General features: G+C 54.7%; 9 protein-coding genes, 1 tRNA gene and 1 pseudogene. 8 read left to right on the top strand and 3 right to left on the bottom strand.

Translation table 11 applies throughout. The features are described 5' to 3' along the window. Nucleotides 1–198 precede the first annotated feature (198 nt). Nucleotides 199–1,197: a sensor domain-containing diguanylate cyclase gene (locus HX873_RS16895; RefSeq protein WP_177122939.1), complete on the top strand. Its 999-nt coding sequence runs from the start codon at nucleotides 199–201 to the stop codon at nucleotides 1,195–1,197. 120 nt (nucleotides 1,198–1,317) lie between these two features. Here HX873_RS16895 and HX873_RS16890 read toward each other — a convergent pair whose 3' ends face one another. The 3 genes from HX873_RS16890 to gabD form a co-directional block, all read right to left on the bottom strand. Beyond that, nucleotides 1,318–2,526: an HDOD domain-containing protein gene (locus HX873_RS16890; protein ID WP_003218151.1), complete on the bottom strand. Its 1,209-nt coding sequence runs from the start codon at nucleotides 2,524–2,526 to the stop codon at nucleotides 1,318–1,320. Between the two features lie 137 nt (nucleotides 2,527–2,663). Then, on the bottom strand, nucleotides 2,664–3,941 hold the full coding sequence (gene gabT / locus HX873_RS16885) for a 4-aminobutyrate--2-oxoglutarate transaminase (protein WP_003218153.1): 1,278 nt from the start codon (nucleotides 3,939–3,941) through the stop codon (nucleotides 2,664–2,666). A gap of 182 nt (nucleotides 3,942–4,123) precedes the next feature. Next, nucleotides 4,124–5,566 (bottom strand): NADP-dependent succinate-semialdehyde dehydrogenase, encoded by a 1,443-nt coding sequence (gene gabD / locus HX873_RS16880; RefSeq protein ID WP_003218155.1) that lies wholly within the window; start codon nucleotides 5,564–5,566, stop codon nucleotides 4,124–4,126. 395 nt (nucleotides 5,567–5,961) lie between these two features. On the opposite strand from gabD, the gene HX873_RS16875 reads away from it, so the two are divergent. The 7 genes and pseudogenes from HX873_RS16875 (at nucleotide 5,962) to HX873_RS16845 (ending at nucleotide 15,349) form a co-directional block, all read left to right on the top strand. After that, nucleotides 5,962–6,038: transfer RNA gene (locus tag HX873_RS16875), tRNA-Arg, on the top strand. A gap of 137 nt (nucleotides 6,039–6,175) precedes the next feature. Next, nucleotides 6,176–7,852: pseudogene (locus tag HX873_RS16870) on the top strand (DUF927 domain-containing protein); the annotation flags it as partial. Nucleotides 7,853–7,950: 98 nt separating this feature from the next. Beyond that, nucleotides 7,951–8,793: a chromosome segregation protein SMC gene (locus HX873_RS16865; protein ID WP_177122938.1), complete on the top strand. Its 843-nt coding sequence runs from the start codon at nucleotides 7,951–7,953 to the stop codon at nucleotides 8,791–8,793. A 401-nt stretch (nucleotides 8,794–9,194) separates the two neighbouring features. Beyond that, nucleotides 9,195–9,869, top strand: coding sequence for a helix-turn-helix domain-containing protein (locus HX873_RS16860; protein ID WP_177122937.1), 675 nt, complete (start codon nucleotides 9,195–9,197; stop codon nucleotides 9,867–9,869). Between the two features lie 2 nt (nucleotides 9,870–9,871). Then, nucleotides 9,872–12,163, top strand: a complete 2,292-nt coding sequence (locus HX873_RS16855) for a KGGVGR-motif variant AAA ATPase (RefSeq protein WP_177122936.1) — start codon at nucleotides 9,872–9,874, stop codon at nucleotides 12,161–12,163. A gap of 11 nt (nucleotides 12,164–12,174) precedes the next feature. Beyond that, nucleotides 12,175–13,620, top strand: coding sequence for a hypothetical protein (locus tag HX873_RS16850; RefSeq protein WP_177122935.1), 1,446 nt, complete (start codon nucleotides 12,175–12,177; stop codon nucleotides 13,618–13,620). A 1,078-nt stretch (nucleotides 13,621–14,698) separates the two neighbouring features. Continuing rightward, nucleotides 14,699–15,349 (top strand): hypothetical protein, encoded by a 651-nt coding sequence (locus HX873_RS16845; RefSeq protein ID WP_058410234.1) that lies wholly within the window; start codon nucleotides 14,699–14,701, stop codon nucleotides 15,347–15,349. Nucleotides 15,350–15,984 lie beyond the last annotated feature (635 nt).

Raw genomic sequence — 15,984 nt, 5'->3', positions numbered from 1 at the left:
TCCTTCCCCACAGCAAGCCCCTCCCCCCAACAAACTCGCTCCTACATGTTTCTGGCGCCATTTCTTGGTCGCCTCTAATCGGCGCTGATAACGGAACTTCGCAGCAAATTCCCCCTCTCAATCAACACTTCGCCATCCCGGCGGCCCTTGTTGTGACCGCTGCCCAACCCCGCGGCCTGCCCAGAGAGAGTTGTGCCGATGGTCCACGAAAAGACCTTCACCGACACCCCCGTCCTCGAACACCCACGACCGGCAGCCGCCGCTACGTTGCTGGCCCTGATGCATGCCCAGGGCGAAGTGGAACGGCTGAGTGAACGCGAGCAACTGCTGAGTTCGCTGTTGGTCAGTGTGAATGCCGTGCTCTGGGCAATCGAGTGGGACACTCGCCGCGTGCTGTACGTCAGCCCGGCCTATGAGCGGGTTTTCGGACGTACGGCGGGCATGTTGCTGACCGACTATCGGGAATGGCGCAACAGCATCCACCCCGAAGACCTCGACTACGCCGAGCACAGCCTGGCCCAGGTGCTGCACAGCGGCGCCGTGGAAGACCGCGAGTACCGCATCATCACCGCCGACGGGCAGATCCGCTGGCTCAGCGACAAGTGTTACATCAACCAGCAGGCCGAGCCCGGCCAGCCGGTGATCGTGGTAGGCATAGCCGAAGACATCACCGAAAAGAAGCAGCTGGAGCTCGAGCTGCACCGTCTGGCCACCACCGATGTGCTGACCCGCAGCAGCAACCGCCGGCATTTCTTCGAGTGCGCCCACCACGAGTTTGAACGCGCCTGCCTGCAAGGCACGCCCCTGGCGTTCCTGTTGCTGGACATCGATGACTTCAAGGTGGTGAACGACACCTACGGCCACCTGGAAGGCGATCAGGTGTTGCAGCGTATCGCCGAGAGCGGTCGGGGAGTTCTGCGCCGTGGCGACCTGTTCGGGCGCATTGGCGGCGAAGAGTTCGCCGCCATACTGCCCGGTTGTGCCCCGGAGATGGCAATGCAGGTGGCCGAACGCCTGGGGCACGAGATTGCGCAGCTGAGTTTCAGCCACGACGGTGAGAGCTTCGCGATCACCGTCAGCCAGGGCCTGGCCAGCCTGACCGCCGAGGACGCCAATGTGGACAGCCTGTTTGCCCGCGCTGACGCGGCCATGTACGAGGCCAAGCGCCAGGGCAAAAACCGCGTGCTCCCCGGCTGACGCCACACGATGACCTGTGGGAGCCGGGCTTGCCCGCGATGCAGGCACCTCGGCGTGTTGGTTGTACCGGGATGATGCTATCGCAGGCAAGCCAGCTCCCACACTGGCACGCATCGCCTGCTAGGTTTTGCGCATACGCGTCAATTCCGGCAAACCCACCTTGAGCAAGCGTGCCGTCTTGCCTTTCGCCAATGCCTCGACGCCTTCATGCTCGGTCAGCCGCGCCAGTTGCGCCGCCAGGTTCATCACCAGCGCTTCGCGGGAATACACCCCGCCCTCCAGCGAATAAATCGCCGCGATCAACTGGCGCAACTCCAGCGGCAGGCGCCAGCGTGTGCGCAGTGCCGAACCATAGGCCGCGCCGAAGGTGTAGAGGGACTCGCCAATCGCTTCATCATCCAGTTCGCCACCGCCCAGCAGCCAGTCTTGCAGGCACCGCAGCAAGGCCAGGTCGCCAAGGCGATGGAGGATCCCGGCGCTGTAGCAGCGCTCGTGATCCAGGTCGAGCATGCGCGCCAGGCTGCGGGCGTAGTCGGCGGTACGCTGGGACAGCTGCCAATGACGCTCGGCGTAATCCACAAGGCTCGGGTCGCTCAGTACCACGTTGTGCTTGAGGGCGAGCCCCAGGATCAGGTTCATGCTCTGCCCCGCCGCCAGCTTGTGCAGGGCCATGCCCAGGGTCTGTACCGGCGAACCGTGATGGCCGGCGCTGTTGGCGGCGGCGATCAACACGGCAGTAATCTGAGGGTCCATGCGCACCTGCTCTTCCAGGCGCTTGAGGTCCAGGCCCTCCGGCTCCAGGCTATGTTGCACCGCAGCCTGCACGTCGACCCGCAGCGGCGCGCCGTCGGAGGCTTCCCGGCGGCGCTCCAGAAACACCGGCAAGGTCATGCCCGGCGCCAGGGCCGGGACTTCGCAATACACCGTCTCACCTTCGTTCAGCAGCAAGTCCTGCAGGCGCTGGGTCAGGCTTTCCATGTTCAGGGGTTTGGTCAGGTACGCGGTCGGTGCCAGCGGCAAGGCTTCGCGCACACTGGCGCTGTCGTTGCGGGTACTCAGCAGGATAAACGGCAACAGCGGCGTACGCCGTTGCAGGCGCACGCTGCGCAGCAGGCTCAGGCCATCGACGCCGGGCAGCTCCCAATCGGCAATGATCAGGTCATAGGGTTTGTCACGCAGCAACTCGGTGGCCCGCTGGCCATCGGCACACACATCCAGCCGTGCGTCACAGCGCACATTCAGCAACACCTGCTTGAGCAGATCTCGGGACCAAGGGTCGGCCTCGGCAATCAACACACGGGGTACAGCCGGTAAATCAACAGCAGTCATCCAGCACGCTCCATCGGCAATACCAGCACCTTAGACAAAGGAGCCGCCTGCGTACAATGAACAACGGCTGAATACCGTTCATCGGGCACAAAAAAACCCGCCTAAGCGGGTTTTTTGTCGATCAGGTCAACTTTTGATCACAACTCGGAGAAGCACTCTTCGATGATCGCCAGGCCTTTGTCCAACTGCTCGTCCGGCGAAGTCAGCGGAACCAGCACGCGCAACACGTTGCCGTAGGTGCCGCAGGACAGCAGGATCAAGCCCTTGTCACGCGCCTTGGCCACCACGGAAGCGACAGCAGCGGCGTTCGGCTTGTGGCTGTCGCCATCTTCGAACAGCTCGACCGCAATCATCGCGCCCAGGGCACGCACTTCGCCGATTACCGGGTACTTGGCCTGGATAGCTTTCAGACCGGTCACCAGGCGCTCGCCCACAGCCTTGCAGCGGTCCAGCAGGTGCTCTTCTTCGAACACTTCCATCACGGCCAGGGCCGCGGCGCAAGCGATCGGGCTGCCAGCGTAAGTGCCGCCCAGGCCACCCGGAGCAATGGCGTCCATGTATTCAGCCTTGCCGCATACACCGGCCAGCGGGAAGCCGCCTGCGATGGATTTGGCGAAGGTGGTCAGGTCGGCGGCAACGCCCATCTGTTCCATGGCGAAGAAAGTACCGGTACGGCCGGCACCGGTTTGCACTTCGTCGGCGATCAGCAGGATGCCGTGCTTGTCGCACAGTTCGCGCAGGCGCTTCATGAAGGATTTAGGCGCGACGTAGAAACCGCCTTCGCCCTGCACCGGCTCGATGATGATGGCAGCGATATCACGCGGCTCGGCATCGTTCTTGAAGATGCGTTCGATGCTGGCGATGGAGTCGTCATCGCTCACACCGTGCAGTTCGTTCGGGAACAGCGCGCGGAACACGCCGCCTGGCATCAGGCCCATGCCGGCCGAGTACGGCACCACTTTGCCGGTGAGGCCCAGGGTCATCATGGTGCGACCGTGGTAGGCGCCGGTGAACGCGATCACGCCGGCACGGCCAGTGGCGGCACGGGCAATCTTCACGGCGTTTTCTACCGCTTCGGAACCGGTGGTGACCAGCAGGGTTTTCTTGGCGAAATCACCCGGCACCTTGGCGTTAACTTTTTCGCACAGCTCAACGTACGGCTCGTAGGCCAGTACCTGGAAGCAGGTGTGAGTCAGCTTGTTCAACTGTTCGGTTACGGCGGCGATGATTTTCGGGTGCACGTGGCCGGTGTTCAGCACGGCGATACCGCCGGCGAAGTCGATGAACTCGCGACCTTCAACGTCGGTCACGGTGGCGTTCTTCGCCGACTCGGCGAAGATCGGGTGAATCTGGCCAACACCGCGTGGTACAGCGGCTTCGCGGCGTTTCATCAGGGATGCGTTGGTCTTGCTCATAAAGTCCTCATTCGCCACTCATCGGGTGGCGTGGTCCAAGGAATACGTGGCGGGGAGGCAACTACGGCAGCATGCGATGATCGACTGCCACAGCTTTCCCGGCCACTACGAATAACGGGGTGAAACACGCAAAGGGACAGCGCTCTCGTGCCCTTTGCGTTTGCAACAATGCCTTGCCGGGCTTAGATGCCCAGGCAGAGGTATTTGATTTCCAGGTAATCCTCGATCCCGTACTTGGAGCCTTCACGGCCCAGGCCCGAAGCCTTGATGCCGCCGAACGGCGCCACTTCGTTGGAGATCAACCCGGTGTTGACGCCGACCATGCCGTATTCCAGGGCTTCAGCCACACGGAACACACGGCCCAGGTCGCGGGCATAGAAGTAGGAAGCCAGGCCGAACTCGGTGTCGTTGGACATCGCGATCACTTCGGCTTCGTCTTTGAAGCGGAACAGCGGCGCCAGTGGGCCGAAGGTTTCTTCCTTGGCCACGGCAGCATCTTTCGGCACGTTGACCAGGATGGTCGGCTCGAAGAAGTTGCCTTCCATCACCTTGCCGCCAGCCAACAGGGTCGCGCCTTTGCTCAGGGCGTCAGCGATGTGCTCCTGAACCTTGGCCACGGCCTTCTCGTCGATCAGCGGGCCGGTGGTGGTGCCCTCTTCCAGACCATTGCCGATCTTCAGCTTGGCCACTGCCACTTTCAGTTTCTCGGCGAACGCGTCGTACACCGAATCCTGGATGTACAGGCGGTTGGCGCAGACGCAGGTCTGGCCGTTGTTGCGGTACTTGGAAATGATCGCGCCTTCGACGGCCTTATCCAGGTCTGCGTCGTCGAACACGATGAACGGCGCGTTGCCGCCCAGTTCCAGGGAAACCTTCTTGATGTCCTTGGCGCATTCGGCCATCAGCTGGCGACCGATTTCGGTGGAGCCGGTGAAGGACAACTTACGCACGATCGGGTTGCTGGTCAGCTCGCTGCCGATATCGCCGGCGCTGCCGGAGACCACGCTGAACACGCCTTTCGGAATCCCGGCACGCTGGGCCAGTTCAGCCAGGGCGAAAGCGGAGAACGGGGTTTGCGACGCAGGCTTGAGCACCATGGTGCAACCGGCAGCCAGGGCCGGGCCGGCTTTACGGGTGATCATCGCGGCCGGGAAGTTCCACGGCGTGATGGCAGCGGTAACGCCGATTGGTTGCTTGATCACGATCAGGCGCTTGTCCGGCTGGTGGCCGGGAATCACATCACCGTAGACGCGCTTGGCTTCTTCGGCGAACCACTCGATGAACGAGGCGGCGTAGACGATTTCGCCCTTGGCTTCGGCCAGCGGCTTGCCTTGCTCCAGGGTCATCAGGCGAGCCAGGTCATCCTGGTTCTCGATGATCAGCTCGAACCAGCGGCGCAGCTTGTTGGCGCGGTCCTTGGCGGTAAGTGCACGCCAGGCCGGCAGGGCCTTGTCAGCTGCTTCAATGGCGCGACGGGTTTCGGCGGCGCCCATTTTTGGCACGGTACCGAGGATTTCGCCGGTAGCGGGGTTGTTGACCTTGATCGTTTGACCGTTGTCCGCATCGACCCAAGCGCCATCAATGAAGGCTTGCTGGCGGAACAACTGGGTGTCTTTGAGCTGCATGTCGGCTTTCCTTAACAGCACCGCGCACGCGCGGAGCGAATTAGAGTTGTTGAAAGGCGCCTTGAGGGCTGCCGTCAGGGAAATCATTCACTGGGCGCAAGCACGTAAATAGCGCACGAAAGGACAAATGTGCGGTTCAGCACCCAGGCAGGAGCGTTTGAAATCTCAAACGAATCCTAGGATCAATGGGGGTGCAGGGCAATAGTCTGTTCGAAAAAAAGAACGAAAACGGCACATTTGCTCGATTTTTCTGATCAGCGTGTTTCGGGCGAGTTCCGCCCTATTGCGCCGAGACGCCCGGCACAGGGCGTCAGCGGCGCGTATTCCTACGGGCGGCCGGGCGAAAAGCGGCATGGACGCCCAAGGTCGACATGGGTATGATGTCGCCCGCACAAGCATCCGTAGCTCAGCTGGATAGAGTACTGCCCTCCGAAGGCAGGGGTCGTGGGTTCGAATCCCGCCGGGTGCACCATATAGCAGTCTCGGGCTGTCTCAGACAGTCTACGAAACACCCCAAGAAGCCCGCCCTGCGCGGGCTTTCTTGTTTCTGACTATCCGTCCCTGTCTACCCCTGCAACTTCCTGCCGTGTATGCCCAAGTGTATGCGCCGTGTATTCGCCTCTCGAAATCATCGCCCGCACCCGCGACGACAAGGGCCATAACTAGGGTTTGTTGGTCGAATTCGACGACCCGGACGGCGCCAAAAAACGCTGGAACATTCCGGCCCGAACGATGACTGGTGACTTCGGCAAGGACGTAATTGGGCCACTGATCGACATGGGCTTACGCCTTGCCGGAAGTCGATCGGGGCGCAATGCCCGCAACGACCTGCAGAGTTATCTCGGCGGCTTCGACAGCGCCCAGCGCGCACGTTTGGTAACGCGCCTGGGCTGGCATGACAACGCCTTCCTTCTGCCCGAACAACAGATTGGCTCGCACGCCGAACACCTGCATTTTTATGAGGCCGGTGCGCAGTTGCCACCGATCAGCGAGGCGGGCTCTCTGGAGCAATGGCAGCAGCAAATCGGCGCACTGTGCGTTGGCAACCACCGCTTGGCATTTGTCGTCTCTGTGGCGTTTGCAGGACCTCTACTGAACCTACTCGGACATGAGTCAGGCGGCTTCCATCTCTACGGTGACAGCTCCGGGGGCAAGACTACCCACTTACAGGTCGCTGCCTCGGTTTATGGGGGGCCGCGTCTGGTGCGTTCGTGGCGCTCAACAGATAACGCCTTGGAGTCCATCGCCGCTGCACACTCAGACGGCCTCCTGGTGCTGGATGAAATCGGCATGTGCGACCCGCGCATTATTGGCGAGACGGTTTACATGCTCGGTAACGGCACCGGCAAGGCCCGGGCGAATGATCGAGGACAAGCGGGCCGACAGGTGCAAGAGTGGCGCTTACTGTTTCTCTCGACCGGCGAGAAGACATTGGCGCAGCACATGGCGGATGCAAACAAGGAGCTGAAAGCGGGCATGGAGGTGCGCATGCTTGCGGTGCCAGCGGATGCCAGCAAGGGCCTCGGCATGTTCGATGTGCTGAACGGTTTCGAAGACGCAGCCGCCCTCTCCGATGCGCTCAAGGCCCGCGTAGCCAAATACTACGGAACGCCCCTCACCGCCTTCCTACACGCACTGTGCGCGCCAGGAGAAATGTTCAGATGGACGGTGATCATTCGCCGCACGGTGGAGCAGTTCATCACCCAAAACCTACCTGCATCGGCCAGTGGGCAAGCCCAACGTGCAGCCCTTCGCTTTGGCCTCGCAGCAGCGGCGGGAGAGTTGGCCACCGCTTTCGGCGTCACCGGCTGGCCCGATGGCACGGCTACGACCGCCGCACGGGTGTGTCTGCATGCGTGGCTAGCCGAGCGTGGCGGCGCCGGTAACTTCGAGGGCGATGCGATTTTAGCGCGACTGAGACAAGTCATCGAACGCTTTGGAGAAAGCCGCTTTACCCGCTGGGAGTCTGCCGCCGCCAAGATCGATGAACACGGCCCACGCACGATTGATCGACTGGGCTTTCGCAAGACGATGGAACACGGCATGGGCGATGCCCTGCACACCACCAACACCTACTACGTATTGCCGGAAGCCTGGAGGGCCGAAATCTTCAAGGGCATGAATATCAGTGCGGTGAACAAGGAGCTGCTGCAACGGGGCGTGCTCGAGCCGGGAACCGACGGAAAGGCGTACAGCTTGATTCGCCTGCCTGGTTTAGGCCCTCAACGCTGCTACGTGGTGAAGACCGTTCCAGGAACGGATGAAGGCGAGGCCAAGGCCGCCTAACAGCATGCCTGCTGATCGAGGTAGCACCGGCTCATTTTCGGCCTCGCCAGCCGTTCGACAACCATCCCTATCAACCGCAGTATCCAGAGACCATACAGATGAACACTATCCAAGAACTGAAAGACCGCCGCGAGACACTGACCCTCGAAATGGAGAGCATTCAGCGCGACATGGTGCCCTTCGAAGAAGCGCTAGAAAACCCGGAGGTTATCCAGCAAGGCCGTCAATGGGCAGTGCAAGATGAAATCAACGATCACAAAAGACGCATCGACTCACGAGATCATGAGATCTATCGCCTGAATCAAAAAATCGATCGCCTCGAGGCTCTGGCGAACCGTGAGAGCTTGGCTGCGGGTTACCTCAGCGGCATTGCGAACTGGAAAGCCGACGAGATGGAGCTTAACGAAAAGCGCAGCAGCATCGAGACCAGGTTGCAGCAGGTCCGCCAGAGTGATCAGGAGGATATGGCAAAGGCTCGACAAGCTGAAACGGACGCAGCCACCGCCTACGCGCAGGCGGTAGCCTGGGGCGATTTGGAGGGCGAGAAAGCCGCTAACGCGGAAGCTCAAAAGGCAGCAAAAAACCTCACGGCTGCGGCTGAGCATCACCGTCGCCAACAACTAAACATCACCGCGCTGGAGCAAGAGCTGGTGACGATTGACCTGCACATCACTGAGGCACAAAAAGAACGCGCCAAGATCGAGAACAAAGCGGCTCACCTGGCGAACACTGTGCTGGAAGAACAGTGGAACGAGGCTGCGAAAGCACTGCTGGAGACCGGCGGCAAGCTGTGGGCTGCGCGAAGACTGATTAGTCAAGATCCGGTTGCGCTGCTGAAGCTGGAAATCCCTGAGCAAGGTGAAAACTTCGGAAGCTGGACCTTCCGAGAACTTGCCGAACGATCACATCAACACAGCCTGCTTGACCTGTTGGCGGCCTAACCTCAACCCTGCCCGAAGCAGCCTGCGAAACGAGGCTGCTTCATATTCACCCCATTTAACTACTGCCATATGGACCTGCATAGTCCTCATATCGTGATTTCACGATGTGATTTACACCCATGCCTAGAGGCGGCTCTCTGTTCTGAAAATTGGCTCACACCGATACCGCTAATCTGAAAAATTGGCCATACCGTAAAAAAAGCTATGTGCCTAACCACGAAATGACCAAGCAGCTTGAAGGAAAGCCCTGCTGTACGCATTGATCCACGTGCTCTGCGTAAAAAACAACCCGTCATTTGCCAAGGCGAACGGGGTTTGCAGTCAATTACACATCATTGATATTTAATTGATCAACCCCATTTTTCTGCCTATAGTCGCTGCATATAGGAGAACCATTGAAAATGTCCACAGCCGATTTTCTGCAAAACCTTGTCCTCCAAGGTCTCAACCCTGAGGACCTCAAGCCCGAGCACATGGCAGTGATCGCAGGCCACCTTGAGGTCGCTGTGTCTAGCCACTCGCTTCAAGAGCTTCAGGTGCTGACCGATGCTTTGGCCAAACTTTTCAACCAAGCATTGCGGAAAGCACCTGCCGACTCCATTACGGCTGTCAGAAATAGTCCTACGGCAGATTTAGCTCACCGTTCGTCGTACATGTTGGGTCAGATAAGTTTTGCTCAACTATTGGCATCTAAAGTACTCATAAGTCGCCCAAGCGACGAGTTTGATACTGTCTTATATGATGCTGCTTATGTCGGCTATATATACAAATTGAGTGAGGCATCTCGGACCAATACTGCGCTTTCTGAGATGCTGGGGGAGCGAGTTGAAACAGTAAGTCGAAAAATAAAAAAGCTCCGCGAGCTGGGAATCACGGATTTCAGAAAAGATGGGGTTCACGTAATAAATTTTCTTACGCCCGCCGCAAAATATTCGTTCGACTTAGTCCGGGCGAAATCTGTAATTGAAACAATTACAGCCCCTTCCAAGTCTTTTTCATTGGATCGTGCAAACGGTAAACTCCCGCCCTACATGAAACAAGTTCAAACATTCTCTGTACAGCTCAATGTGGCGTGATCATGTCTACTAAGAAACCTGGAAAAATAATTACGTTTTACTCCTATAAAGGTGGGGTAGGACGTACGATGGCGCTAGCAAACGTAGCGTTTTTAGCGGCTATGAATGGCAAGCGCGTCCTCGTAATGGATTGGGACTTAGAGGCTCCAGGACTAGTTTATTATTTTAGAGGATTAATAGAAGCCGCTGACGCAAAGCTGTTTAAGGATGATCCAGGCATATTGGATATTCTTTGGGAATGGAGTTCCCAGCTAAGCTCGATAACCACCCAACAAGAACTCGATTCAATTATTGAAAACTTAGATACTGACTGTCGCTTTGAACATGTAGTTAGATCTTTATTCTCTTCAGAACAGTTCAATACTGAAGGATCTCTTGACTATATCGGTGCAGGCAGTAGAAACATATCGACGCCTAAGACATTGCCTTACGAGGAAGCACTGGCTGCATTTTCATGGACAAAATTCTATGATGAGCATGGTGGAGGATTACTCCTCGAATCTTTTAAAAATTGGGCAAAAGAAAATTATGATTTAGTTCTGATTGACAGTCGGACTGGTCTCGCCGATGTCGCAGGCATCTGCACCATACAGTTACCCGACATTGTTGCACTTTGCTTTGTGTTAAACAGACAAAACATAGATGGCGCCTCAAGGGTTGCTGCAGCTATTCGCGTAAAAAGAAACAATGAAGTAGCTGTTCGCGCAGTACCGATGCGCGTTTCTCGAAGAGATACATCTGAAGAAAGTGACGCAAAAGCCCGTGCCATTTCGGAGTTAACACGTATTGGTGGATTCTCTGTAGGTTCAGTACTGCAAGATATAGAGCTTCTCTCTATTGCTGCCGATGACAACGTACCGTTCTATGAAACATTATCGCCGTTCATCGCTGCGGACCCTACTCTTGACCCACTAACACTTAACTACATGAGGCTTGCCACAAACTTAACGAATTTTGAATTAGAAGTACCAGAAATAAACCGAGAACTAATTGATATTGTTAGAAGGCGTTTGCTGCCTAAAAAAGCGACTGCTGAGTACATGTCCAAACTTAGTACAATGGAGCCCGAGAGAGCTGTTGCCGAACTTCAGCACCTCTTAGAGAGCGCATTAGAAGCCGAACTCGAAGGTGAAGAGCAAGATATAGATTATATATCAGCCCTTATAAATACCACCGAGACAATCGACGGTATCACTGACGACCCATTTCAAGCGGTGGCCTTGAGATCTAAAAGCCTAGACCTGCTGAGAATGGTAAGCTTAAACAAACCAGACATTTGGAAAAACTTGCTATTAGTTAAGCTAGAGACCTTTCTCGCTACTTATGGCTTTATGTTTGAGCGTGAAGACGAACTTTCACTCCTTGAGGAAATAGACTCTTTATATTCAGAAATGAATACCATCACCTCAAAACTTAGACGAGTAATGTATAGAAGAAAAGCCGCCCGCTTGTATGTTTTGTCACTTGAGTTGGACGCTGCGATGCAGACTGTAGGAGAAATCCGATCAGTGCTGCACGATATAGCAGGCATAGCAAATATCCCTGAAGATCAGCAAACCGAACTATTAGCCTCGCAAATTGATGTAATTCTTTTAGAAGGCGATGTAAACATTGCGAAACTAGAGTTCCCGCACGCCTACGGTCTCTTTCAGCTTGGCCTTGAACTTTTAAGTAGCGAAATGGCAAGCACAAAAAGTGATGAATTAAACCGGCTTGCATTTGAGCTACACTCGCGAATGTCAGAAGGACCTATTCCTATTGTCTCGAATGCTGATGCAGCTAATCACGCTTTGAAGGCCACATTTAAGTCGGGTTCTTCAAACTTACTTATGCTTAGATTTCAAAACCTAGCACGCGCAGTTATGCGCGACCCTGAAAATCTTGACATTGCACTATCTTTCAGTAGTAACGTATTTGGTACTGCTGACGTTAGACTGAGAACTAACATGGCGAATTATTACGGTCGCTCACCAGCCATGGCTGTCGGCTTTTTAAAGGTACTCACCGATTTGGTCGTATTTATTACTCCTTCCGGGCGTTTTGAATTATTAAACGAAATCGGGAAAAAGGCGGCGGAATGCGCCAGCCAGATAGTGAGAAACCTTGAACGCCGGAGAAAAACATTTGGCGACAAACAGCGTTTAAGTATTAGCGAGCAATTGAATGCACTTAACGTAGCACTAGCTAACGTAGGGGTTTACTTAGACTTATATGCCAGCACAAACGACATCCGCACCCCAGTGATTGGTAGTCGGGGATATATTGGCAGAAACGGTCCGGATACTTCGTCCTGATAGAGGCCAATATGAATCCTGCAGATTTGTTCTTGGAATACTGGTACAAGGTTAGAATTCTTTCGTCTAGTACATTAACGAGAGTTATGCTTCCGGACGAAAAATTTTGCCTCGCAGTTGAGCTTTCCCTAAGTATTGATGAGGGAGACCAAGCGTGCACTAAGATTATTGACCTCATCAGCCAGCAAAGTGTTCCGCTTAGAAAGGGCGCAATGTTGGAAGTAATGAGAATAATAGACGAATTTTTTTATAGAGTGCACCCTCGATCTATATTGATTAACGGACAATCGGGCCAGAGACCACCTATTCCAAAATGGCTTCAAGATGCCAGGGATGCACGCATGTTTTCAGGTGCATACGGCACCTTAAATGAGCATAATTTAGTTCCACGGGGCCCGTTGACTCGATTGCCGAGGGATGAATTTGCCTCAAGCGGGGAATGCTTATCTGATCGGTTTGCGGCACTTTCTGTAGTTGAGAGCAAATTAAAAATAGATGAGCGGCCCATAGCTGTTCGACTTATAGTTAGAGCATCCTCAGCTTCGGAAGGAGTAATGCCAGGTGCAGTCGCCGGCGCAGAAACAGTTACATTTGTTCCGGTCGCCCAAAAAGAATGCCACCTGAAAGTTACGGAGAGAAGCGAAGAGGGACGACTTTTTTTCAATTTCTTAGTAGCTGAAGATCGTGATGTTAAGACGTGCATTACCAATGCGTTAGTCGCTGCTGCCAAAACTGATATCGCTTTTGCGCCTGAGCTTATGGTGACTTGTACAACCGCTGACGAATTGGCTAACGAGCTTTTTACTTCTCCCGCAGAGTTCAGAATTTGTATTCTAGGCTCTGGGGCAACTGTCGAAAGAGAAGAAAGTGAGGGCGGCGACGAGGGCCAAGCCTGGAATGAAAGCAGTGTAGTGAATGGGAACGGTACAGTTTTGTGGCGCCAGAGAAAATTATGGCAAGCGGGACTTGACGCCAAGCGAGCAAGTCTTTACGGGCTGAGTGACCCAGGTGAAAAACTTCTAATGGAGGATAACTGCTCTGGTGAGGAAATAGTCGTAGCCGACATTGACGGATTTGGCAGATGCGTAATTTTAATTTGCCAAGACGTAGAAGCTCGCCCGCTTGCAGATGATTTAATTAGAACATATCAGCCAGACTGGGTATTTATTCCAATCTTGGATTCTGGAATAGATATAGGAAGATGGGCCCACCAGAGAACCTTTGGTTTAAGCAGTTTATCGCCCGCTAGATTTTTGATCGTTTCGAGTACGGCTTTGGCTGATAAATGTGGGTTGCGCGACGCTCCTTGCGGAATGGCAGTTGGGCCAAAAGAAAGAACTGATCAGGACCAGGGAAGGGTTGTATCTCTTGCGACCGTTTCGGCAGATGTCGAGCATGGGTTCGCGAACTTAACATGGCGGGAGGATTGGGGTAAAACGTCTCTTGTTGAAGCTTGAAGATACTCCATCTAGCGGACAGATCTAAAAGATCTGACCAGCTATGAAGCGGTGCAGTCAAGGTCCGTTGACGGCAATGGGCGCTATCGGTTCGCCTGGGCGGACCGAGATAGCGCATATGCGCTCCGGGCATGAGTGTTGCAAGTTTGGCGACCGTAGGCCAGTTTACCGAAATTACGTGGTTCTATGAATTCAGAGTGGAGCACTGACCGACAGACGCTCTAAGGCCAACAGCAGCATTAACACTCCTATTCGCACATTCTCACTATGAATCTCACACAGCGCAACTAATCCTGTCCCCGTTGATGCACATATCGCTTCGGTTCCTAAGTTATTCGCATCGATCTAGGGTAGCTCTATTCCGGACGATAGTGTGCCAGCGCACTAAAGAGCATCAGCAAACGTCGGAATGTAACACCGATTGAACGTGTAACAAGCTTGCGCAACACAAGAACTCGAATGTGTAACAGTTAAAAACCCATTAAAATCAACTGGTTATTACGTTGCGTAACGAGCGTAACGTTAGTAACACGAGTTTATGAAGGTATCCCCCCCACCCCATTCGCAACGGCTCCGCCAGCGAGGATGGATAGGTCCTGCCCTTACCTTCGGTAAATTAACGGCCCCCTGAGCATGTCATTTTGGCACGGGATGGGAGACCCGCAGGATCGTGTTAGCGGAAAGTAACCCAGCTAAGTTACGAGGTGAACCTGGCAAACTCCAGTTCCCCTGTGAATTTTCCCTACCGTTTTAGCCATCTGAGAGCACCGTTACCAAAACGGTAACGATGCCTTCTTTTTCTCAAAATCCTTTCAATTTCAACGATTGAAATTTCAGTAACTTCCATCGCCTTCCACTAACTCGATCCCACGGGTTTCATGCCCCGTACCTAGCAAAACTCTCCAGGGGCCCCGGCAAATTTTTTGCTGCCTGCTAGGTACATCACTCGCTCTGAGCAACCGGGAAACCACATCGGACAGCTAGCGCGAATGAAAGCTTACAGCGCTCGTCACTTTTCCAGAGCTTCGACTGAGCTTCTATACTCGCCACTCGCCCCCCCCCTAATTGAGGCTTCAAAATGAGCGATCCAGACTCTTTGCTTGACCCTGATTTTTTCATACGACCGTCTGCGTTCCCGTCCTCAGAAGACGGACTGTTTAAGTCACAGGAGGACTGGTGGAACAACGCGTGTGTAAATTGGGGAGGGGGGTATCGTTGGACGCTTTATGCGTCAGGGTACAAGGACGCTGCCGATATTCTGGTTCAGCGCATTGAGGAGCGCAGCTCAGGTCAAGACACTCAGGTCTATCCTATTTTATTTCTATACCGACAGTATCTGGAACTACAGCTCAAAGAGCTCATTCAGATGGGTAGGTTAGTCATCGGTAAGGAGAAAGGCTTTCCGAAAGATCACCATATCGGAAAACTGTGGGCGATCTGTTATCCCCTCCTAGCTGAAATAGCACCAGGTGATTCAGTTGAGAAGCTAAAAGAAGCTGGCCGCCTCATCGACGAATTTGCATCGATAGACCCTACGTCTCAGGCATTTCGCTATCCAGAGGACAGAGATGGGAAGCCGTCGCTGCCTGGCCTCGCGACCATTAACCTTCGGAACGTGCGTGAGGTAATTGAGAAAATCGCAACGATGCTTTCAGGGGCTGGCTGCGTAGTTGACGAACAACTCCAATTTAAACACGAGATGGAAAGGGAATATCGCGGCGAATATTGAGTAAGTATTTGCATTGGTGAACCGGTTGCCGCGACACGGCAAACAGCTGCATTCCAAGATGAATATGTACTCCAGCAATTTAGCTGGTGTATGCCCACGTGTATGCCTAGCCGACGCGCCACCAAAGAAACCCAATAAATGCGGGCGTCTTACCGCCCAGTTCAAACGACGCCGGGGCACCAGATACAGATGAAAAAGCCCCAGGTCGAAAGGCCTGGGGCTTTTTTGTGGGCGCAAGATAAGGAGGAAGATGCAAATAAAGTAGCAGTTTTCTGGCTGACCATAAGTTCCTCGAACAGCAAAGTGAAAGCCCGAGTGACGCCACACATAGAAGGGCGGGCGCTTGCATCGATTTCAAGCTGGAGGAACTCGCACATGCCTAAAGTGATGCACCAATGATCCAGGGTTAACCTAAGCCTTGGCAGAGCTACCAGGACCAACTTGAGATATTGATAGCCCGCGGAATGATCGCTACAGAGCGATCTAAAGCCTCACTCACCAATTGATGAATATCATCAATCCGTCATCAAGCTGGGGACGACGGCTGAAAGCACTATTGGAGAATGACTTTCCAGACTTGTCCCACCTTGATCTGAATTTGGAGGGCATGGGAGTGGATCACCACTGGCAGGAGC

It is taken from the genome of Pseudomonas sp. P7758 (assembly GCF_013386485.1).
In the GTDB taxonomy this organism is placed as follows: domain Bacteria; phylum Pseudomonadota; class Gammaproteobacteria; order Pseudomonadales; family Pseudomonadaceae; genus Aquipseudomonas.
This window is presented reverse-complemented; position numbering and strand designations above follow the sequence as displayed.